Here is a 20,721-nt window from a genome sequence, read left to right on the forward strand (position 1 = left end):
GCTATTGTTATCTTTATGCCCCGTTTTTTTAAAACATGCCCGCTTTTTATGTGCGCATTTTTTTTGCGGAATCATTCATCAAACCATTTTTGCGGCATTTCTTAACGTAACAGCCTGCTAAATGAAGGAAGGGCATGATTTTTGTAGTATTGCTTAACGTAGAAGGGTTCTAAGTAAAGGAAGGGCATGATTTTTGTGGCGCTTCTTAACATAGAGGAGCTCTAGATTAAGGAAGCGGAAATTTTTTGTGGTGTTGCTTAACAAAAAGACCATTTTGGACCCAGTCGCGACTCCTTTTGACAGGTTCAAAAGGACATTTCGAGCCCGGATACAGCTTGTTTTGTCCTTTTGGCAGGTTCAAAAAGACATTTCGGACCCGGATGCAGCTTGTTTTGTCTTTTTGACAGGTTCAAAAAGACATTTTGGGGCCAGGTGCGGTATGTTTTGTCTTTTTGACGGCTTCAAAAGGACATTTCGAACCCGGATGCAATCGTGTTTTGTCCTTTTGACGGCTTCAAAGGGACATTTCGGGCCAGGATGCAACGTGTTTTGTCCTTTTGGCAGGTTCAAGAAGACATTTTGGGGCCAGGTGCAGTTTGATTTGTCCTTTTGGCGGTTTCAAAAGACCATTTCGAGCCCAGGTGCGTCTTGTTTTGTCCTTTTGACGGCTTCAAAAAGACATCTCGAGCCCGGATGCAACGTGTTTTGTCTTTTTGACGGCTTCAAAAAGACATTTCGAACCCACTCGCGACTCCTTAAAGGCGCTCTAGATTAAGGAAGCGGAAATTTTTTGCAGTGTTTCTTAACGTAGAAGGGTTCTAAGTAAAGGAAGGGCACCCATTTGCGCATCTTTCTTAACGTAGCCGTCCGCTAAATGAAGGAAGCAAGCATGTTTTTCAGTGTTTCTTAACATAGAGCCCCTCTAAGTGAAGGAAGCGAACGTTTTTTGCAATGTTCCCTAACATATAAGTGCTCAGTAACGAAAGAGCATCCAATTTCTTCATGTTAGGACCCTCCTGCCCGAAGAAAGCCGGTGTAAAACTTATGGCCAAACCAAGTGTGATTTTTTTCAAGGCTGTGTTACGATAAGGCTACGATACCTTTTGGAGGAGTTTGGATGGAAAATCGCGATGAATATTATATGCGCCTTGCCATTCAGGAAGCCGTAAAAGCACAGCATCTCCGTGAAGTGCCGATCGGGGCGGTGATTGTGATCGATGAAAAAGTGATTGCTGCAGCCCACAACCTGCGTGAAACCACCCAGCGTGCTGCCGCCCATGCGGAACTTCTGGCCATCGAAAAAGCATGCGAAGTGATCGGATCATGGCGCCTTGAAAATGCCGAGTTGTATGTCACACTGGAACCATGCCCAATGTGCAGCGGTGCCGTTTTACAATCGAGGATCAAGCGGGTCGTTTACGGGGCAAAAGATCCAAAAGCGGGCTGTGCGGGAACTTTGATGAACCTGCTTGAGGACGGTCGCTTTAACCACCGGAGCGAAGTCGTAAGCGGTGTGCTTGAAACAGAATGCGGGGAGCTATTGCGGTCCTTTTTCCGGTCTTTAAGGGAGAAGAAAAAGAAGGAAAAATTTGTGGCAGAGGAAGATGGAAAAAGTCCCACCAATTAACAGGCGGGAGAGATTGCTTTTTTTAAAAAAGACATGTATACTTAGTTATGCGTTAGTTTTTAACGCTTAAAACTGGTATCAATTTTGCCGCGCTAGGTGGGGAGGCAGCGGTGCCCTGTACCCGCAATCCGCTCCAGCGGGACTGAATCCCTTTCCGAGGCCGGCTGCTTGTAGGGCCAGCCTTAAGTAAGTGGTGTTGACACCCGGGTCCTGCGCAATGGAACCCCGCGAACCATGTCAGGTCCGGAAGGAAGCAGCATTAAGCGGGTCATTCCATGTGCCGCAGGGCAGCCTGGGTCGAGCTAACTGCTTAAGTAACGCTTATGAGGGTCGGTCGAAGAAAGGTGCGCGGCAGTTTCATTACATAAAAAAACAAAACTCATCCTGATCCGGGATGGGTTTTTTCCATATTTGAATGCTTTTCGATTCGGGATGTAAAATCGCTTTTCCTAAGGTATAATAAAAGAAATGTGTGAGTCGGAAGCAAATCTGGCCGGGAGGATTGATCATGGCTTATCAGGCGTTATACCGCACATGGCGGCCGCAGCGGTTTGCGGATGTCGTCGGGCAGGAGCATGTGACAAAAACATTGCAGCATGCCCTCCTGCAACAGAAAACAACGCATGCTTATCTTTTCTCGGGCCCGCGGGGTACAGGAAAAACAAGTGCCGCTAAAATTTTGGCAAAGGCGGTGAACTGCGAACATGCTCCGACCGGGGAACCGTGTAACGAATGCGCTGTCTGCCGGGGGATTACAGACGGCACGATCCCAGATGTCATCGAGATTGACGCGGCGTCGAATACAGGCGTGGATGACATCCGGGATATCCGCGACAAAGTCAAATACGCGCCAAGTGTTGTTAAATATAAAGTATATATTATCGACGAAGTCCATATGCTGTCGATCGGCGCATTTAACGCACTTTTGAAAACACTTGAGGAGCCCCCGAAACATGTCATTTTTATTCTGGCAACAACCGAGCCCCATAAAATTCCGCTTACGATCGTTTCCAGATGCCAGCGGTTTGATTTTAAACGAATCACATCCCGTGATATTTTTAAACGCCTGGCTTATATTGCAGGCGAAACCGGCATTGCATATGATGAACAGGCGCTCAATATTATCGCCCATGCTGCGGAAGGCGGGATGCGGGACGCGCTCAGCCTGCTTGACCAGGCCGTCTCTTTCAGCGAGGGGAAAGTGAGAGTGGAAGATGCGCTCACGGTAACGGGTTCCATTTCCCAGAATGATTTTACCCGCCTTGCGCAGGCAATTCAAAAGAAGGATGCTGCAAAATGCCTTGACCTTGTCGGTTCTCTTCTCCAGCAGGGAAAAGATCCTTCAAGGCTTGTGGAAGACTTCATCCTTTATTTCCGCGATCTACTTTTGTATAAAACTGCCCCGCAGATGGAGGAAGCGGTTCAAAGGGTTTATTTAGATGAGGCGTTTAAAGAAATGAGCCGCTCGCTTCAAACGCAGGAAATTTACCGTTTTATTGACATCCTGAACCAAACGCAGCAGGATATGCGTTTTTCCAATATGGCCCGCGTTTATTTGGAAGTGGCTTTTATCAAACTTTGTGAAGAAAAAGCGCCGGATCCCGGGGAAAATGATCTCATCCGGAAACTTGCTGAAAAAATCGAACGGCTCGAATCAGAACTCGAGTCTCTCAAGCAAAACGGGGTGCCGGAGGCGGATGAAACAGAACATGCGCCAAAACGGCAGGCCCCGAGAAAAATTCCGCGCACTTCGAAAGGTTTTAAGGTACAAGTCGGAAGGATTCATGATATATTAAAAGAAGCGACAAAAGAGGATCTCAAACGGATTAAAAACAGTTGGAACGATATGATTGAGACGCTCAACAGCAGGCAGATGCGGTCGCAGGCGGCGCTTTTAAACGAAGCGGAACCGGTGGCGGCGTCGCCGAACGCTTTTGTCATCAAATTCAAATATGAGATCCATTGCCAGATGGCGATGGAAAACGAGAAATTTTTACAAGCGATTTCGAGCGTGCTCAGTGAATTAACCGGAACCGGGTACCAGGCTGCGGGCGTTCCGGAAAATGAATGGAATACGATCAGGGAAAATTATATCCACCACCATAAAGAAGAAGCAGAGGAAGAAAAACCGCAGGATGATCCGGTTGTAACCGAAGCAATCAAATTGTTTGGGCCTGAATTAATTGAAATAAAAGACTAAAACTGGAGGGTTTCATATGCGAGGAATGGGCAATATGGGCAATATGCAAAAAATGATGAAACAAATGCAAAAGATGCAGAAAGAAATGATGGAGGCACAGGAGCAGCTTGGCGAACAGAAAGTGGAAGGTACGGCAGGCGGCGGCATGGTAACCGTTGTCGTTTCTGGCCATAAAAAAGTGCTGGAAGTGCGCATCAATGAAGAAGCCGTCGATCCGGACGATGTCGAAATGCTGCAGGACATGATCCTTGTCGCCACCAATGACGCCCTGGATAAAGTTGAACAGCTGACGGAGCAGACGATGGGCAAGTACACGAAAGGCTTCAATATTCCGGGATTTTAAAGGTGTGATCAACAATGCAATACCCTGAACCAATCACAAAATTAATGGAAAGCTTCATGAAACTGCCAGGCATTGGGCCGAAAACCGCGGCCCGGCTGGCATTTTTTGTTCTTGATATGAAGGAAGACAGCGTCCTTGCATTTGCCAAGGCGCTTGTCGATGCGAAACGGGATCTGACGTACTGTTCCGTTTGCGGGCATATCACCGATACAGATCCGTGCTATATTTGTGCCGATCCGCGCCGCGACAGAAGCGTGATCTGCGTTGTCGAGGAGCCGAAAGACGTCATTGCCATGGAAAAAATGAAAGAATACAACGGCCTTTACCATGTCCTGCATGGTGCGATTTCGCCAATGGACGGAATCGGCCCTGAAGACATCAGTGTGCCGGATCTGCTCAAACGCCTGCGCGATGAAACCGTCCAGGAAGTGATTCTTGCAACCAATCCAAATATCGAAGGTGAAGCGACAGCCATGTATATTTCGCGGCTTTTAAAACCGTCCGGCATTAAAGTGACACGGATTGCGCACGGGCTGCCGGTGGGCGGGGATCTCGAGTACGCCGACGAAGTCACCTTATCAAAAGCACTGGAAGGCCGAAGAGAAATTTAACCTGACGGGGTGGATACAATGTTCAGTAAGAAGCAAAAACTCAGGAAAGCATACGATGCGCTTCTTCTTGATTTGGTCACAAACGTAAAAAATGAATGGGTGCAGCAAAATGCCCTCCAGAATCTAAGTTTTGAATTTAATGAAGAACTTTACTTCCGCACCAAAGTGGCCGAAGCAAAATATGTGTTTCTTTTTCGGGAAGTGAAAAGAAGAAATATTCGCCTACAGTAAGGGCAGCACGGCTCAAGTTCTTTTTTGGACAACTCCTTCATAAAAATAAAGCAGCCGGAAAAAAGGGGTGATCCGCTTGAGCTCAACCATCATCATTATTGCGATTGTAGGCCTGATCCTTTTGTTGCTGTTTTCCGCAGCTTTAACCAAACCGTTGCGATGGGCGGGAAAGTTGTGCATCAAAGCCATCATCGGGGCTGTACTCCTTTTCTTTTTAAACCAGGTGGGCGGCCGGTACGGGCTGCATGTCCCGATCAATGCAGCCACCGTATCCATTTCCGGGCTGCTCGGTATACCCGGGGTCATCGGCCTGACTGTCATTCAGACGTGGATTCTGTCCTGACAAAAGCGGCGTTTGACCGCCATCAGCAGACAACCAGCGCCAAAGAAATGATCCATCATTTCTTTGGCGCATTTTTTAACGGCTTTCCGAAAGAAGTCTCCCATCCTCAAGGAATGTGAAGGTGCGAATCGCACCAATGAGTAGGTGGGAGATGAATTTCGGTTGGCTTTAGCCAAAGTTATTTTTCCAATCCTTTTCTCAACAATTCTAAGATTGCGGCTGTTCTAGTTGGAATCCCATTTTCTTTTTGATATTGCTCCAATTTTTCTAATATCGTCTTAGGCATACGAATTTCTACACGTTCTTTCTCTTCTCTCATGATGATCACCTCATATTGATTGTACGGATTTTTTACTGTATAATCAATATATACGAAATTTTTCCGCACAAAGTGAGGTGAATGGATATGGCCAAGCAAAACAAAGCTTTCAAGTTTCGTTTGTTACCAAACAAAGAACAATCCGCATTATTAGCTAAGACATTTGGTTGTGTTCGCTTTGTCTACAATAAGATGTTAGCTGAACGCAAAGAAACGTATGAAAAGTTCAAGGATGATAAAGAATTGCTTAAAAAGCAAAAGTTTCCGACTCCTGCAAAATATAAAAGTGAATTTCCATTCCTAAAAGAAGTGGATTCTTTAGCTTTGGCAAATGCACAAATGAACTTACAGACTGCTTATAAGAATTTCTTTGAAGGAAATGCGGATTTTCCAAAGTTCAAAAATCGTAAAGCAAAACAATCCTATACAACTAATATGGTCAACGGAAATATTAAGCTAGAAAATGGTCATATCAAACTGCCAAAAATCAAAAAGCCAATAAAAATGAAACAGCATAGAGAGATACCTGCTGATTATAAAATCAAATCTTGCACTATTTCTAAAACAAAGACAGGCAAATACTACATTTCAATTTTGACAGAATATGAGAAAGATATTCGTCCAGTTAACATACAGAAAGTTGTTGGTTTGGATTTTGCTATGGATGGTCTATATGTCGAGAGTGAACAGGGTAAGAAAGCCAATTACCCACGTTACTATCGGCAAGCCTTAGATAAATTAGCAAAAGCACAACGAATTCTTTCTCGAAGAAAGAAAGGTTCTGCACGTTGGAACAAGCAACGACTAGTAGTGGCTAAATTACATGAGAAAGTGGCGAACCAACGCATGAATTTTCTTCATCATAAGTCAAAAGAATTAGCTTCTAACTTTGATGCTGTCGTGATTGAGGACTTGAACATGAAAGGGATGTCTCAAGCCCTTCACTTTGGGAAAAGCGTTCATGATAACGGCTGGGGTATGTTCACTACTTTCTTAGCGTATAAGCTAAAAGAACAGGGGAAACAACTTGTGAAAATTGATAAGTGGTTTCCCTCCACTAAGAAGTGTTCATGTTGCGGCAAGGAAAAAGAAATGCCATTATCTGAACGTGTATATAAATGTTCTTGCGGCTTTGTATTAGATCGCGATCACAATTCAGCAATCAATATCAAAAATGAGGGATTACGCTTATTAGCGTTATCATAAGTAACAAAACTCTTGGAACAAGAGGGTTAGCTCGGTCAGTTTTCGTTGGCTAGTAAAAGCAACGATAAGTCGAGAAGCCCCCACTTCAATCAAACCGTAAGGTTGATAAGTGGTGGGTAGTTCACATTCATTTGAAGGGACCCAAAACTTAGGCCGAAAGAAGCGGGAGCGCCCACGAAAAAGCGGGCATATTAAAAAAAGGATTGACTGTACTTCGTTATCCTAGTATAATAGTTTTCGTCATCGCATCCGGCATTAAACTTCTAAAAAGTAGTTGACATGTTGGTTGCGCCGTGGTATGATGTAAAAGTCGCTGAAAAACAAAGCGATTGTTCCTTGAAAACTGGACAAAACGAAACGTCAAATTCTTTTTGAGCTTTTATCAAACATCTTTACTGAGAGTTTGATCCTGGCTCAGGACGAACGCTGGCGGCGTGCCTAATACATGCAAGTCGTGCGGACCTTTTAAAAGCTTGCTTTTAAAAGGTTAGCGGCGGACGGGTGAGTAACACGTGGGCAACCTGCCTGTAAGACTGGGATAACGCCGGGAAACCGGGGCTAATACCAGATAGTTTTTTCCTCCGCATGGAGGAAAAAGGAAAGGCGGCTTCGGCTGCCACTTACAGATGGGCCCGCGGCGCATTAGCTAGTTGGCGGGGTAATGGCCCACCAAGGCAACGATGCGTAGCCGACCTGAGAGGGTGATCGGCCACATTGGGACTGAGACACGGCCCAAACTCCTACGGGAGGCAGCAGTAGGGAATCTTCCGCAATGGACGAAAGTCTGACGGAGCAACGCCGCGTGAGTGAAGAAGGCCTTCGGGTCGTAAAACTCTGTTGCCGGGGAAGAACAAGTGCCGTTCGAACAGGGCGGCGCCTTGACGGTACCCGGCCAGAAAGCCACGGCTAACTACGTGCCAGCAGCCGCGGTAATACGTAGGTGGCAAGCGTTGTCCGGAATTATTGGGCGTAAAGCGCGCGCAGGCGGCTTCTTAAGTCTGATGTGAAATCTTGCGGCTCAACCGCAAGCGGTCATTGGAAACTGGGAGGCTTGAGTGCAGAAGAGGAGAGTGGAATTCCACGTGTAGCGGTGAAATGCGTAGAGATGTGGAGGAACACCAGTGGCGAAGGCGGCTCTCTGGTCTGTAACTGACGCTGAGGCGCGAAAGCGTGGGGAGCAAACAGGATTAGATACCCTGGTAGTCCACGCCGTAAACGATGAGTGCTAAGTGTTAGAGGGTTTCCGCCCTTTAGTGCTGCAGCTAACGCATTAAGCACTCCGCCTGGGGAGTACGGCCGCAAGGCTGAAACTCAAAGGAATTGACGGGGGCCCGCACAAGCGGTGGAGCATGTGGTTTAATTCGAAGCAACGCGAAGAACCTTACCAGGTCTTGACATCCTCTGACCTCCCTGGAGACAGGGCCTTCCCCTTCGGGGGACAGAGTGACAGGTGGTGCATGGTTGTCGTCAGCTCGTGTCGTGAGATGTTGGGTTAAGTCCCGCAACGAGCGCAACCCTTGACCTTAGTTGCCAGCATTGAGTTGGGCACTCTAAGGTGACTGCCGGTGACAAACCGGAGGAAGGTGGGGATGACGTCAAATCATCATGCCCCTTATGACCTGGGCTACACACGTGCTACAATGGATGGTACAAAGGGCTGCGAGACCGCGAGGTTAAGCCAATCCCAGAAAACCATTCCCAGTTCGGATTGCAGGCTGCAACCCGCCTGCATGAAGCCGGAATCGCTAGTAATCGCGGATCAGCATGCCGCGGTGAATACGTTCCCGGGCCTTGTACACACCGCCCGTCACACCACGAGAGTTTGTAACACCCGAAGTCGGTGAGGTAACCTTTACGGAGCCAGCCGCCGAAGGTGGGACAGATGATTGGGGTGAAGTCGTAACAAGGTAGCCGTATCGGAAGGTGCGGCTGGATCACCTCCTTTCTAAGGGGAAAAGCGTAGGGCGCTCGTTCATCGGCGTACGGATTTCGAAGTCTTCGACTGAGATAAAGGAAACACGATGAGCCTTAAAGGCGAATCGATGCCCGCTTATCGTAGGGAGAAGACGTAGAAATACGCTAGCCGATAGCGCCCGCAGCTAGACATAAAAGGAAAACCTTCGGTTTTCCGAAATTAAGTTTAGCGTTTCCGTTTTGTCCAGTTTTGAAGGTTCAATCCTTCCTTATATTTCCTTTCATTAAGGGCCTGTAGCTCAGCTGGTTAGAGCGCACGCCTGATAAGCGTGAGGTCGATGGTTCAAGTCCATTCAGGCCCACCATTCCTTAATGATCGGGGCCTTAGCTCAGCTGGGAGAGCGCCTGCTTTGCACGCAGGAGGTCAGCGGTTCGATCCCGCTAGGCTCCACCTTTATAAATGTGTTCTTTGAAAACTGGATAGGAGAAATAAACCAAGTAAACCGAGAATCGCTTATTTTTGGATTTAAACCTTTTATGGTTAAGTTAGAAAGGGCGCACGGCGGATGCCTTGGCACTAGGAGCCGATGAAGGACGGTACAAACACCGATATGCTCCGGGGAGCTGTACGTAAGCTTTGATCCGGAGATTTCCGAATGGGGAAACCCCCTGTCTTTAATCGGACAGGATTCCTGCCTGAATCCATAGGGCAGGAAGGGCACACCCGGGGAACTGAAACATCTCAGTACCCGGAGGAAGAGAAAGCAATTGCGATTTCCCAAGTAGCGGCGAGCGAACAGGAAACAGCCCAAACCGGAAGGCTTGCCTTCCGGGGTTGTAGGACACTCATATGGGAGTTACAAAAGAACGGGGTAAGTGAAGCGGCCTGGAAAGGCCTGCCGGAGAAGGTAAAAGCCCTGTAACTGAAACTTCGTTCTCTCCCGAGTGGATCCTGAGTACGGCGGGACACGAGGAATCCCGCCGGAATCCGGGAGGACCATCTCCCAAGGCTAAATACTCCCTAGTGACCGATAGTGAACCAGTACCGTGAGGGAAAGGTGAAAAGCACCCCGGGAGGGGAGTGAAAGAGATCCTGAAACCGTGTGCCTACAAGTAGTCAGAGCCCGTTAACGGGTGATGGCGTGCCTTTTGTAGAATGAACCGGCGAGTTACGGTCTCATGCAAGGTTAAGCTGAAGAAGCGGAGCCGCAGCGAAAGCGAGTCTGAACAGGGCGAAAGAGTATGAGGCCGCAGACCCGAAACCAGGTGATCTACCCATGTCCAGGGTGAAGGCAAGGTAACACTTGCTGGAGGCCCGAACCCACGCACGTTGAAAAGTGCGGGGATGAGGTGTGGGTAGCGGAGAAATTCCAATCGAACTTGGAGATAGCTGGTTCTCTCCGAAATAGCTTTAGGGCTAGCCTCAAGCGGAGAGTTTTGGAGGTAGAGCACTGTTTGGACGAGGGGCCCTCATCGGGTTACCGAATTCAGACAAACTCCGAATGCCAAAAACTTATGCTTGGGAGTCAGACTGTGAGTGATAAGATCCATGGTCGAAAGGGAAACAGCCCAGACCGCCAGCTAAGGTCCCAAAGTATACGTTAAGTGGAAAAGGATGTGGCGTTGCTTAGACAACCAGGATGTTGGCTTAGAAGCAGCCATCATTCAAAGAGTGCGTAATAGCTCACTGGTCGAGTGACGCTGCGCCGAAAATGTACCGGGGCTAAACGTATCACCGAAGCTGCGGATGGACACCGTTTGGTGTCCGTGGTAGGAGAGCGTTCTAAGGGCGTTGAAGCCGGACCGGAAGGACCGGTGGAGCGCTTAGAAGTGAGAATGCCGGTATGAGTAGCGAAAGAAGGGTGAGAATCCCTTCCACCGAATGCCTAAGGTTTCCTGAGGAAGGCTCGTCCGCTCAGGGTTAGTCGGGGCCTAAGCCGAGGCCGAAAGGCGTAGGCGATGGACAACAGGTTGATATTCCTGTACCGCCTCTTCACCGTTTGAACGATGGGGGGACGCAGGAGGATAGGGCAAGCGCGACACTGGTTGATCGCGTCCAAGCAGTTAGGCCGGTGCGGAGGCAAATCCTTCGCGCCAAGGCGGAGCTGTGATGGCGAGGGAAATTAAAGTACCGAAGTTCCTGATTCCACACTGCCAAGAAAAGCCTCTAGTGAGGTGAAAGGCGCCCGTACCGCAAACCGACACAGGTAGGCGAGGAGAGAATCCTAAGGTGAGCGAGAGAACTCTCGTTAAGGAACTCGGCAAAATGACCCCGTAACTTCGGGAGAAGGGGTGCTTTTTGGGGTGTATGCCCCGGGAAGCCGCAGTGAATAGGCCCAGGCGACTGTTTAGCAAAAACACAGGTCTCTGCGAAGCCGCAAGGCGAAGTATAGGGGCTGACACCTGCCCGGTGCTGGAAGGTTAAGGAGAGGGGTTAGCCGCAAGGCGAAGCTCTGAACTGAAGCCCCAGTAAACGGCGGCCGTAACTATAACGGTCCTAAGGTAGCGAAATTCCTTGTCAGGTAAGTTCTGACCCGCACGAAAGGTGTAACGATCTGGGCACTGTCTCAACGAGAGACTCGGTGAAATTATAGTACCTGTGAAGATGCAGGTTACCCGCGACAGGACGGAAAGACCCCATGGAGCTTTACTGCAGCCTGATATTGAATTTTGGTACAGCTTGTACAGGATAGGTAGGAGCCTTGGAAACCGGAGCGCCAGCTTCGGCGGAGGCATCGGTGGGATACTACCCTGGCTGTATTGAAATTCTAACCCGCACCCCTTACCGGGGTGGGAGACAGTGTCAGGCAGGCAGTTTGACTGGGGCGGTCGCCTCCTAAAAGGTAACGGAGGCGCCCAAAGGTTCCCTCAGAATGGTTGGAAATCATTCGCAGAGTGTAAAGGCATAAGGGAGCTTGACTGCGAGACTTACAAGTCGGGCAGGGACGAAAGTCGGGCTTAGTGATCCGGTGGTTCCGCATGGAAGGGCCATCGCTCAACGGATAAAAGCTACCCTGGGGATAACAGGCTGATCTCCCCCAAGAGTCCACATCGACGGGGAGGTTTGGCACCTCGATGTCGGCTCATCGCATCCTGGGGCTGTAGTCGGTCCCAAGGGTTGGGCTGTTCGCCCATTAAAGCGGTACGCGAGCTGGGTTCAGAACGTCGTGAGACAGTTCGGTCCCTATCCGTCGCGGGCGCAGGAAATTTGAGAGGAGCTGTCCTTAGTACGAGAGGACCGGGATGGACGCACCGCTGGTGTACCAGTTGTCTTGCCAAAGGCATCGCTGGGTAGCTATGTGCGGAAGGGATAAGTGCTGAAAGCATCTAAGCATGAAGCCCCCCTCAAGATGAGATTTCCCACAGTTTAACTGGTAAGATCCCTGAAAGATGATCAGGTTGATAGGTCCGGGGTGGAAGCGCGGTGACGCGTGCAGCTGACGGATACTAATCGATCGAGGACTTAACCACGAAAAGCGGAGGTGCCTTGTTTAGCCCCGACAAGCGAATGTTCTGACCGGCATGGAGGCGTCTTTTGGCTCCGTGGCGGGCAGGTGATTCGACCTCGAGGGGCTAGGCACCGGAGCTGGACAATTCTCAAAGTTAGAAGCAGAAACGCATTCTCCGTTTACAGTTTTTTCTCCCATCCGGTTTTCAGGGAACACATCCCAAAATAAAATACAGGTCCGGTGATGATGGCGGAAAGGTCACACCCGAATACATCCCGAACTCGGAAGTTAAGCTTTCCAGCGCCGATGGTAGTTGGGGGTCTCCCCCTGCGAGAGTAGGACGTTGCCGGGCAGTTGAAGGCCAACTGAATAAGTTGGCCTTTTTGGCGTTGAATAACATGCTGAGTACATTTACACTTCGATAATGATTTACCTTTTGAATTTGGCAAGGGAATTTTATAAAATTTTAAAAAATTTGTTGACAAATTAATAAGTGAGTATTATAATATAACTGAACATTGGGAACTCATAATTTTATATAGGATATATAAAGTTCTTAATGTTATCAAATTGATGCTAAATTTATATGTGGGAGTTATCTTGGGATTATGAATTAAGGAGGTGGTTAAGTTATGAGAATCAAAGAGCATCGTGACAATACCTATGGCAAGGTAACGTATAAAGAAGCAATGAACTATGCAGGTGGTTGTTGCTCTTGTTCATGCTCCTGTTCATGTTCATGCTCTACGTGTGCATCAACTCCAGCAAGGAATTAATAAAAAGATTTCCAAGGGATCTAGCTGGTTCTCTTGGAAATCTTTTTAGTAAGGGAGTTACTCAGATGGAAAAACTTATAGAGATTAGGGACTTGGTGGTTAAGAAAAACGGGAGACGGATCGTTGACTTTCAGGGAAAGCATATTGTTATTAATAAAGGTGATAAGGTTGCCCTTATAGGAGAAAATGGTGCAGGAAAAACAACATTTATAAATGCTCTTTTGAACGATGTAAATTACGAAGGTGAGATTAAACGGAGTTTTAAAAAAGAGGATATTGGAGTTGTTTTTCAGGGAAATGCGTATAGTGATTTACTTCGTGTTTATGAACTAATTGATTTGGTTATCGGTATAAAAGGTGATCATCTTAATAACTTTCTTAATGAGTTTTCACTAAAAAGCTTATATAAAAGCTACATTAAAGATTTATCGATTGGGGAGCAACAAAGACTGACATTAGCTCTTGTATTATATAGACAGGCAACTGTGTATCTTTTTGATGAATTGACTTCAGGATTGGACTATCAGAAGAGGGAACAGCTCTTGGAGTTGATTAAAAAAAGAACACAAGAAAGTACAGTTATTAATATAACACATTATTTTGAGGAATTGGATAACTGGGCGACAAAAATTATAATTTTAAAAAATGGTTTGGTTCTTTTCTACGGGGGAATTACGGAACTATTTCGCGATTTTCCTCATTTTTCACTTGTACAAACAGGATGTCCAGTTAATTCTCTTAAGATATTAAAGGAAACTTATAAGCTTCGAGTTATTGATTTATCAACACCCCGTTTAACGAAGTATGGCATTATTTGCAATAACAATGAGCAACACAAACTGGTAACGGACTACTTAAGTGATAACAACATTGAATACTCACTTTGTTATCAAAATATCTATACCTGTTACATAGTGGCTTGTGAAGGGAAAAAATAGAATGATAAAATATTTATGGCTAAGTCTAAAGATGCAGTTTAGAATCCCATTTTCAATTTTTTTTGCCTTGGTTTTCCCATTATTAATGATGATCATTATGATTGCTAGTTATGGAAATTTTCCCATCGGAAATGGTTATCATTTTATAGATAAATATTTTCTAATTAGTACTGGAATTGGGCTAGTGCCAATATTTATGATAAGTTATCCAATATGGATTGCAGAGAGTATTCAAAATAATAGTTATAGGAGACTAAGTTATTTGGGTGTAGAAGTTAAAAAGATGGTAGTCTCAGATATTCTTTCCTATTTGGTTTTGACTTTAATTAATGTTTCTTTAAACATTGTTGTTGCACTTATATTTTTTCACTTGAAAGTTCCTTCTGTCATTTATTTGCTATCTTATTTTGTGAATGTTTTATATTGTGCTGTAGCAATGCTTGTGGTAGGAACTCTAATTGCGATTATGATTAGAAATACGAAAATTATTTTACCTTTTGGTATGATTTGTTTATTTATGATCTACATGTTTTGTGGTGTGTTTATCAATTATGATCAATTACCTGCAGGTATCAAAAGTATCGGTAATTTTATCCCTGTTAAATATCTAATGAATGACTTTTTCTCAATATGGAGCAGAAAAAGATATTTCATTCCACGCTTCTTAGAGCTTAATACTTTGATTGTTTTTCTTACTGGTTTGCTATTATTTGCTTTTCACAAAATAAGTTTGAGGTGGAAAAGAATATGAATCAACAAGTCAGGCGAATTATAATTGAGATTATTTTAGGTGTTGCACTTTCTGCATTGCTCTGCTTTATTTTAATTTTTATGGGCTATGGACAAATTAACACGGGAAACGCTAGTTCATATAATGTAAATTTATTTGGACTTAAAATTTATCATATTACTAAAGAAGGCAGCCAGACTAAGGGAAGCGCCTTTAACAATAACATGATGTTTATCGGCGTCATTATCTCCGTTCTGCTTGTCATAATTAGTGAAACTTTCTTTTCGATGAAAGGTAAGAAAAAAAATGATTGATTACAAATTGAAGGGTATGCTAAATGCACACACTGTTGTTAGTGGTGATTATACAAATAGTTCGAATAAAGATAACACACATATTTTTGGACAAGTCATTTCGGGTACTGAAAGCTCAGAAATGATGAATTACCTGTTGAATATGAACAAACAAAGGATAAGTGATTTTAAAAGTATGATGATTTATAATGAAAGAGCCTCTGCCAAAATAAAAATATACCCTTGAGCGAGGCTCTGGAAAATTAATTATCCCGATTTTTTTTTGCCTTTTCATCCAGATTTTCAATTTACATCCAGATTTTTAATTCAATAGAAGTAAAACGGTCATTTTTCTTCAAAAAAAGGGCATACGTATCCCGCCTTCACAAAATGGTTTTTTTCACTACCCTTTGTGGAAAGAAAACGTTCATTTGAGTTATTCACATATCCACCTGTGAATAACTTAATTTGCTCTTTGCAGCCGATTGCGTGTCCATCCACAATTGGCCTTTCCTGTCTGATGGTACGCCATATTTGCCATGATGTGCATAGATATCATGCATCGATCTACATGAGCTTCAACTGCCTGCTTCCCACGCTTGTGAACACGACGGAGACTGTATCCGTCTTTTAGAATGCCAAAGATTCTTTCGATGATCGTCCTGGCACTATATAACACTTCAAATGTGCGCCCATGTTGAGGCAACTCGACATCTACTTGAGGCGTTTGATCAAAGTCCATCCTAAATACTCTTCCTTGTGCTGCCCCATTACAACATTCCGCGTGATTCGCTAGCGGGCAGGTGAGACCTTCTTGCTTGGCATTTGGATGAAATACAGGACAAGTGTAAATATATTGCCCCTTTTCCCGATCAGATCCTCTAAGTTCCATTTTATGTCCACTGATACAGATGGGAGTGCCGTACCGGTTGATTTTTTCAATCCCTCGGGCGGTAGTTGGTTTATCTTTACGGTTCCGTGGATTGATCGGTGCCACCAATTTCGCCTGTAATACATCCTTTGTCACTTTTTGATTTTCCGGCGTTTGGTAGATTCCATCTGCCAGGATAAAGCTCAACTGCTCAGCCATCTCGGGGTGCTCTGCCTTAAACGTTTCCAATGTCGGTTCTAATGTTTTCCCATCGGGTGTATTTCCTTTAAATACTTCCCGCGTCAAAGGCAAACCGGATCTCACCCCGCATACCATTGATAATTTATGCGCAATATAGGAGACTGCATTACTTTTACGCATTACCCCTACATTGTCGTCCGTAAGGACTCTGGGGCAATCGCAATTACCCTCACAAGAACACGTCTTCCTTGTTTTATTCAAGGTTGCTTCTGCCTCTATATGCGATGTATCCACGGCGGCTGCTTCCTCATTCGTTTCAACCACGCCTTCCCCTTTATTATATTCAACAACCAATAGCCGGGCTTTTTCCCAAAGACCATTTGTTGTCATGATTTGATCAAAACGAGCAAAGGAACGGTAGCTCGGAATTTTCTCCGTAAATCCACACATGGTGGCAAATAGCGGGTTTGATTTCACTTGCAAATAGACACTCTCCACCATCACTTCAATATACTGTAAAGAGGCCAGTTCAAAAGCACGAAAAAAGGGCATGAAAGGATGCGGTTTTCTCCCAGTGGAAGGGAGATGAAATAATGAAGACGCAGACTTGTCTTCTTCCTCCGTTATTGAAAATAGTGCCGGTTGTATTTCATTAGAAGGATCATGTGCTCTTTCATTTTTTAGGTGCAAATATAAAAGGGTGTAGTATTCTCGTTCAATCGGCTTAAAAATCTCCCAAGGGAAACACATGGCTGGAATGACAAATGGTATATCGGCATAGTCTTGCCAATTGTGGGGAATCAAATTTTGTTGTATTGAAAAGTCTCTGGTTTGTGTTAGAATAGAAATAGTCATGAAATCACTCCCTGGATATTTGGTCGTACTTATATCTTAACAAAGGAGTGGCTTTCATGGCTCTTTTTTTTTTCAAAAAAATCATCCTTTTCCGTTTTACAATATTTACCACAGGAATGAGTAGCTTAATCTATTGAAACCCGCCTAAAACCGACCAAAGTGGAAAAATTTAGACACTTATAATAAATAAATTTACCCCATTAAAATCAAAAACTCACAATTTCTTTTTACATTTGTCATAATGTTCCTACAAACGTCTTTTTTCTTTAGTGGAATAAATCAACGACCTTTAATTGTCTGACTGCTTACAGTTTCAGGGGATATAGCATTTTGGCAAGGGCTCTAAAGTAAAATAGAAGTTTGAAATAAAAAGGTGCCCGAAAATCTGCTAAGGGCGCCTTTGGAGGATTCTATTAATTATTGACTCAAAAATTCAGTGTGTATTTCATTTAAAACTATTTGCGATGTTGGCATTTTTTCTTTCAGTACAAATAAAACATCATTGAAAATAAAATTGTCAGATAAATTTATATGTGCTGCCGTATAAGTAGTTCTTGTATATCCAAAAACATACTTTTAACAGATAAATACAGAAATATAAAAATGTATCCTGAAAAGGGTCCACAAATTCCAACATCCATAATCTCCTTTTAAAATTAATTTCCTGTATGTGGATCAGTTAAAAAATGAGGTTTTTTATTTTTTTAGACGGGTTTTTCTTTGATCTGACCTAAAGACATGGCTAACATGACACAGAATGCCAGCCCACAACACAGCTTTATGTTGGCTATTCCCCAAATCGTATTAAGCTCAAAGCCGAACGAAGTATCAAGCCGACTGTTCACACGCTCTACAGCTCTACGTCTGTTGTATTCTCTTTTCCACTTAATGTTACCGGTAACTCGTATGCTGCGTTTACCACCAGATGCGGTTTGTGGCCAAACCATTTTACAATTTTTTGCCACAGTTTTCCATCTCTTGTCACACCACTGCAGCTCTGAGGAGTAAAAATTTTTCGTGATAATTTAACTATTCCCCCCCCAAAAATGCGGCTAAATATGTAATAATTTAAATAATTAGAGCTTGCTGGACGAATATTTTGGCATGGCTTAGTGACAAGTCGAATACAAGCTAAAATTTGATTCGTTCAGCAAGCCCTAATTAAACTTGGCTGTTTTGAGGGGGTTTTTATTTTGGTTACTAGAAAAGAAAAAAGAAATCGTGAAAAAGAAGCAAATTATTTTTTCGAGTTCCTTAAAATTCAGAAGCATTTTTTCAAAGACCTGATGAATAACCTAAAAAAGGTAGCAGACCACCGACATCAAAGCTATATCACTTATGGTCCAGAGGTCCTTTTATTTACGATGATGTTGAAAAATATGACCGGCCTAAAATCCATGAGAAACATGAGTGAGAGTTTTAATAAAGAAGAATGTATTAAAAATGTAGGGAAGGTGTTAGGCTTAGATTCTCTTGAAGAACTTCCACATTATGATACAATTAACGACTTTTTATCTGGCTTAGATGTAAATGAATTAGAAAAAATTAGAACGTATATGATTAAAGAATTATTGAAAAAAAGGTCTCTCGAGTCTTATCGAATTGAAGGAAAGTACTGGGGTGTCATCATTGATGGAACTGGATTACACACCTTTCATGAGAAACATTGTAAACACTGCCTGAGACGGGCATATACAAATAAAGAAACAGGAGAAACGAACGTACTTTATATGCACCATGTACTTGAAGCCAAGCTTGTCGTGGGGGATATGGTCTTCAGTATTGCCTCCGAATTTATCGAAAATGAATCAGAAAATGTTTCTAAGCAAGATTGTGAATTAAAAGCCTTCGACAGGCTGGCAAAGAAAATAAAAAAAATATTTAAAAGACTACCGATTTGTATCTTGGGAGATAGTCTCTATGCATGTGAAACGGTATTTAATCTGTGCAGGGCGCACAAATGGAAATATATATGCAGATTTAAGGAAGGGAGAATTAAAAGTATCTCGACGGAGTTTAAGGCAATAAAAGAGCTGGAACAAAGTAAGGATCAGAATTCATTAGTTTGGGTGAATGATATTGCCTACAAAGACAGAACGGTCAATCTGATGGAGGCCACAATGAAAACAGAGGATGGGAAATCGAAAGAGTATGTATTTATAACGGATATTAAAATCACGAAAAAGAACGTGGAACGACTCATCGCTGCAGGAAGAAGCCGCTGGAAGATTGAAAATCAAGGATTTAACGAACAAAAAAATAATCGTTACAATATAGAACATGCCAATAGCCAAAACTACACAGCCATGAAAAATCATTATTTATTAGTTCAAATAACAGATATTATTAGACAGCTGTTTGAAAAAGGTTCGTCAATCTTAAAAGCACTCAAAAAAACGGCAAAAGAAAAATCCTCAAATCTGTTGGAATCGTTTCGGACACGTATTTTAACAGACGAGGATTTCACCCATTTAAGTAAGCCAATACAAGTAAGGTTTACTTAATGGTTATATTATAGCAAAGGATGTGATGTAAAAAAAGGTTTTTTTGAAGTTATCCACAATTTTAAAAAAGAAATTTGCAAATTCGGCTCTTTTTGACTTTGAAAGCAGAAAAAATAGATGGAAAAATTTTCTAAATGTGGATAAGTCATTTTATCATAAAACATCTAAAAATTGATGAATTTACTCTTCAGAACTGCACACCACTGTAAGTTTTCTGGCTGTTATTTGCATCCAGATCTCGATGCCCGTCCTCGGTTTCGTTCTTGTTCGGATGTTTAGAAAACGATGGAATTGCCTTGCTATCGGTGGCCAAATGCTTAGCAAAACCCGGCAACTGTTCAATGAGCTGTTCCACCAAAGTCCAAACATTTTATCAGGCATTTCTTCGTCACGGATTAAAAATTTTAGAAATCGCGATAGGCATATGAAGGCGGAACCTGCCCTTCAAATCCACACACCTCCCTTAATTGGCCATTATGGGAGAGCTTCCGGCATAATTTCTCAATGCTTTCATGTTGGAATACGATTACTGCCAGGGTGGGATTCCACATGGCACGAACGGGGTAGTCATTAACCTCTTTTTCAAATCCATGGATTATAAGGGTTTTGTAATATCGCAATTCTCGGGGTAAAAAAATTCAAAAAAGTTGAAGTTATGTTACTTTCAGTATGCAAGCGTCAAGTAAATTGTTGTCTGATCAATTTCCGATCTTCATATTATAATCAGATTACCCGAAAAATTAAAATTGGGCGGGTTGTTCTGTTGCATTTTTGCGGGGGAATCCTGTATAATTATAGTCAAATATAGTCAAAGTCAAAAGACAGTGTCAGGAGGTGGCTTTGATGAAAAATATATCTGATATCATAGAGGAATATTTAAAACGGATTCTGGAACTGAATGAAAAAGAAATTCTTGAAATAAAACGCAATGAGATTGCCGATAAGTTCCAATGTGTCCCTTCACAAATCAATTATGTCATCAATACGCGGTTTACGATTGAAAGAGGGTATATTGTTGAAAGTAAAAGGGGCGGCGGCGGTTATATCCGGATCATGAAAGTGCGGCCTGAAAGCGATGCGGAACTGATTGACCAGCTGCTCGTGCATATCGGCAATGTCATCTCCCAGTCCAATGCGGAAGCCATCATTCTCCGGCTCGTTGAAGAAGAGGTGATCTCAAGGCGGGAGGCAAAAATCATGCTCAGCGTGATGGACCGCTCCGTGCTCTACATCCAGTTGCCGGAACGGGATGAACTGCGTGCCAGAATGTTGAAATCCATGTTAACAACCTTAAAATACAAGTAACAATA

General features: G+C 43.9%; 16 protein-coding genes, 2 tRNA genes, 3 rRNA genes and 1 other RNA gene. 19 read left to right on the plus strand and 3 right to left on the minus strand.

What is annotated here, in order from left to right; translation table 11 throughout:
• Window positions 1-1,117 precede the first annotated feature (1,117 nt).
• The 7 genes from tadA to NSU00_RS00480 all read left to right on the plus strand — a co-directional run bounded on the left by tadA (window position 1,118) and on the right by NSU00_RS00480 (window position 5,355).
• Window positions 1,118-1,627 (plus strand): tRNA adenosine(34) deaminase TadA, encoded by a 510-nt coding sequence (gene tadA, locus NSU00_RS00450; RefSeq protein ID WP_133537570.1) that lies wholly within the window; start codon window positions 1,118-1,120, stop codon window positions 1,625-1,627.
• Window positions 1,628-1,714: 87 nt separating this feature from the next.
• Window positions 1,715-1,979, plus strand: an RNA gene (gene ffs / locus NSU00_RS00455) — signal recognition particle sRNA large type.
• A gap of 156 nt (window positions 1,980-2,135) precedes the next feature.
• Window positions 2,136-3,827: a DNA polymerase III subunit gamma/tau gene (dnaX, locus tag NSU00_RS00460; RefSeq protein WP_061565185.1), complete on the plus strand. Its 1,692-nt coding sequence runs from the start codon at window positions 2,136-2,138 to the stop codon at window positions 3,825-3,827.
• Between the two features lie 16 nt (window positions 3,828-3,843).
• A complete protein-coding gene (locus NSU00_RS00465) occupies window positions 3,844-4,170 on the plus strand; it encodes a YbaB/EbfC family nucleoid-associated protein (protein WP_013858044.1) in 327 nt (108 codons plus the stop codon).
• Window positions 4,171-4,184: 14 nt separating this feature from the next.
• Complete coding sequence (gene recR / locus NSU00_RS00470; RefSeq protein ID WP_013858045.1) at window positions 4,185-4,781, plus strand: recombination mediator RecR; 597 nt, start codon at window positions 4,185-4,187, stop codon at window positions 4,779-4,781.
• Window positions 4,782-4,799: 18 nt separating this feature from the next.
• The gene (locus tag NSU00_RS00475; RefSeq protein ID WP_013858046.1) at window positions 4,800-5,012 is read left to right on the plus strand and encodes a YaaL family protein; all 213 of its coding nucleotides are present in this window, start codon (window positions 4,800-4,802) and stop codon (window positions 5,010-5,012) included.
• A 76-nt stretch (window positions 5,013-5,088) separates the two neighbouring features.
• Window positions 5,089-5,355: a pro-sigmaK processing inhibitor BofA family protein gene (locus tag NSU00_RS00480; RefSeq protein WP_237348762.1), complete on the plus strand. Its 267-nt coding sequence runs from the start codon at window positions 5,089-5,091 to the stop codon at window positions 5,353-5,355.
• A 178-nt stretch (window positions 5,356-5,533) separates the two neighbouring features.
• Here the strand turns inward: NSU00_RS00480 and NSU00_RS00485 are convergent, their stop codons facing one another.
• A complete protein-coding gene (locus tag NSU00_RS00485; protein ID WP_003352379.1) occupies window positions 5,534-5,674 on the minus strand; it encodes a ribbon-helix-helix protein, CopG family in 141 nt (46 codons plus the stop codon).
• Between the two features lie 87 nt (window positions 5,675-5,761).
• Here NSU00_RS00485 and NSU00_RS00490 point away from each other — a divergent pair, with 87 nt between their 5' ends.
• From NSU00_RS00490 to NSU00_RS00535, 10 genes are all read left to right on the plus strand, one after another.
• Entirely contained in the window at window positions 5,762-6,880 is a 1,119-nt protein-coding gene (locus NSU00_RS00490) for an RNA-guided endonuclease InsQ/TnpB family protein (RefSeq protein WP_014096213.1), read from the plus strand.
• Between the two features lie 391 nt (window positions 6,881-7,271).
• A 16S ribosomal RNA gene (locus NSU00_RS00495) occupies window positions 7,272-8,825 on the plus strand.
• A 257-nt stretch (window positions 8,826-9,082) separates the two neighbouring features.
• Window positions 9,083-9,159: transfer RNA gene (locus NSU00_RS00500), tRNA-Ile, on the plus strand.
• A gap of 13 nt (window positions 9,160-9,172) precedes the next feature.
• Window positions 9,173-9,245, plus strand: a tRNA-Ala gene (locus tag NSU00_RS00505).
• 88 nt (window positions 9,246-9,333) lie between these two features.
• Window positions 9,334-12,265: ribosomal RNA gene (locus NSU00_RS00510) — 23S ribosomal RNA — on the plus strand.
• Window positions 12,266-12,479: 214 nt separating this feature from the next.
• Window positions 12,480-12,595, plus strand: a 5S ribosomal RNA gene (gene rrf / locus NSU00_RS00515).
• Together the 16S, 23S and 5S rRNA genes with 2 tRNA genes alongside form the textbook arrangement of a ribosomal RNA operon.
• A 280-nt stretch (window positions 12,596-12,875) precedes the next feature.
• Window positions 12,876-13,019: a listeriolysin S family TOMM bacteriocin gene (locus NSU00_RS00520; protein WP_080612090.1), complete on the plus strand. Its 144-nt coding sequence runs from the start codon at window positions 12,876-12,878 to the stop codon at window positions 13,017-13,019.
• 65 nt (window positions 13,020-13,084) lie between these two features.
• Window positions 13,085-13,957 (plus strand): ATP-binding cassette domain-containing protein, encoded by an 873-nt coding sequence (locus NSU00_RS00525; RefSeq protein ID WP_026104560.1) that lies wholly within the window; start codon window positions 13,085-13,087, stop codon window positions 13,955-13,957.
• A gap of 1 nt (window position 13,958) precedes the next feature.
• Window positions 13,959-14,708, plus strand: a complete 750-nt coding sequence (locus tag NSU00_RS00530; RefSeq protein WP_017550907.1) for an ABC transporter permease — start codon at window positions 13,959-13,961, stop codon at window positions 14,706-14,708.
• Entirely contained in the window at window positions 14,705-15,001 is a 297-nt protein-coding gene (locus NSU00_RS00535) for an LlsX family protein (RefSeq protein WP_017550908.1), read from the plus strand. Before NSU00_RS00530 ends, NSU00_RS00535 begins: the two co-directional genes overlap by 4 nt.
• A 442-nt stretch (window positions 15,002-15,443) precedes the next feature.
• Here the strand turns inward: NSU00_RS00535 and NSU00_RS00540 are convergent, their stop codons facing one another.
• The gene (locus NSU00_RS00540; protein WP_340703209.1) at window positions 15,444-16,907 is read right to left on the minus strand and encodes a transposase; all 1,464 of its coding nucleotides are present in this window, start codon (window positions 16,905-16,907) and stop codon (window positions 15,444-15,446) included.
• A 1,193-nt stretch (window positions 16,908-18,100) separates the two neighbouring features.
• Here NSU00_RS00540 and NSU00_RS00545 point away from each other — a divergent pair.
• Entirely contained in the window at window positions 18,101-19,411 is a 1,311-nt protein-coding gene (locus NSU00_RS00545) for a transposase family protein (RefSeq protein WP_013858128.1), read from the plus strand.
• A 404-nt stretch (window positions 19,412-19,815) separates the two neighbouring features.
• On the opposite strand, the gene NSU00_RS00550 is transcribed toward NSU00_RS00545, so the two are convergent.
• The gene (locus tag NSU00_RS00550; RefSeq protein WP_235601124.1) at window positions 19,816-19,962 is read right to left on the minus strand and encodes a hypothetical protein; all 147 of its coding nucleotides are present in this window, start codon (window positions 19,960-19,962) and stop codon (window positions 19,816-19,818) included.
• Window positions 19,963-20,251: 289 nt separating this feature from the next.
• Here NSU00_RS00550 and NSU00_RS00555 point away from each other — a divergent pair, with 289 nt between their 5' ends.
• The gene (locus NSU00_RS00555) at window positions 20,252-20,716 is read left to right on the plus strand and encodes a CtsR family transcriptional regulator (RefSeq protein ID WP_371836356.1); all 465 of its coding nucleotides are present in this window, start codon (window positions 20,252-20,254) and stop codon (window positions 20,714-20,716) included.
• Window positions 20,717-20,721 lie beyond the last annotated feature (5 nt).

Source organism: Weizmannia sp. FSL W8-0401 (assembly GCF_038009125.1).
Lineage (GTDB): Bacteria > Bacillota > Bacilli > Bacillales > Bacillaceae_C > Weizmannia > Weizmannia coagulans.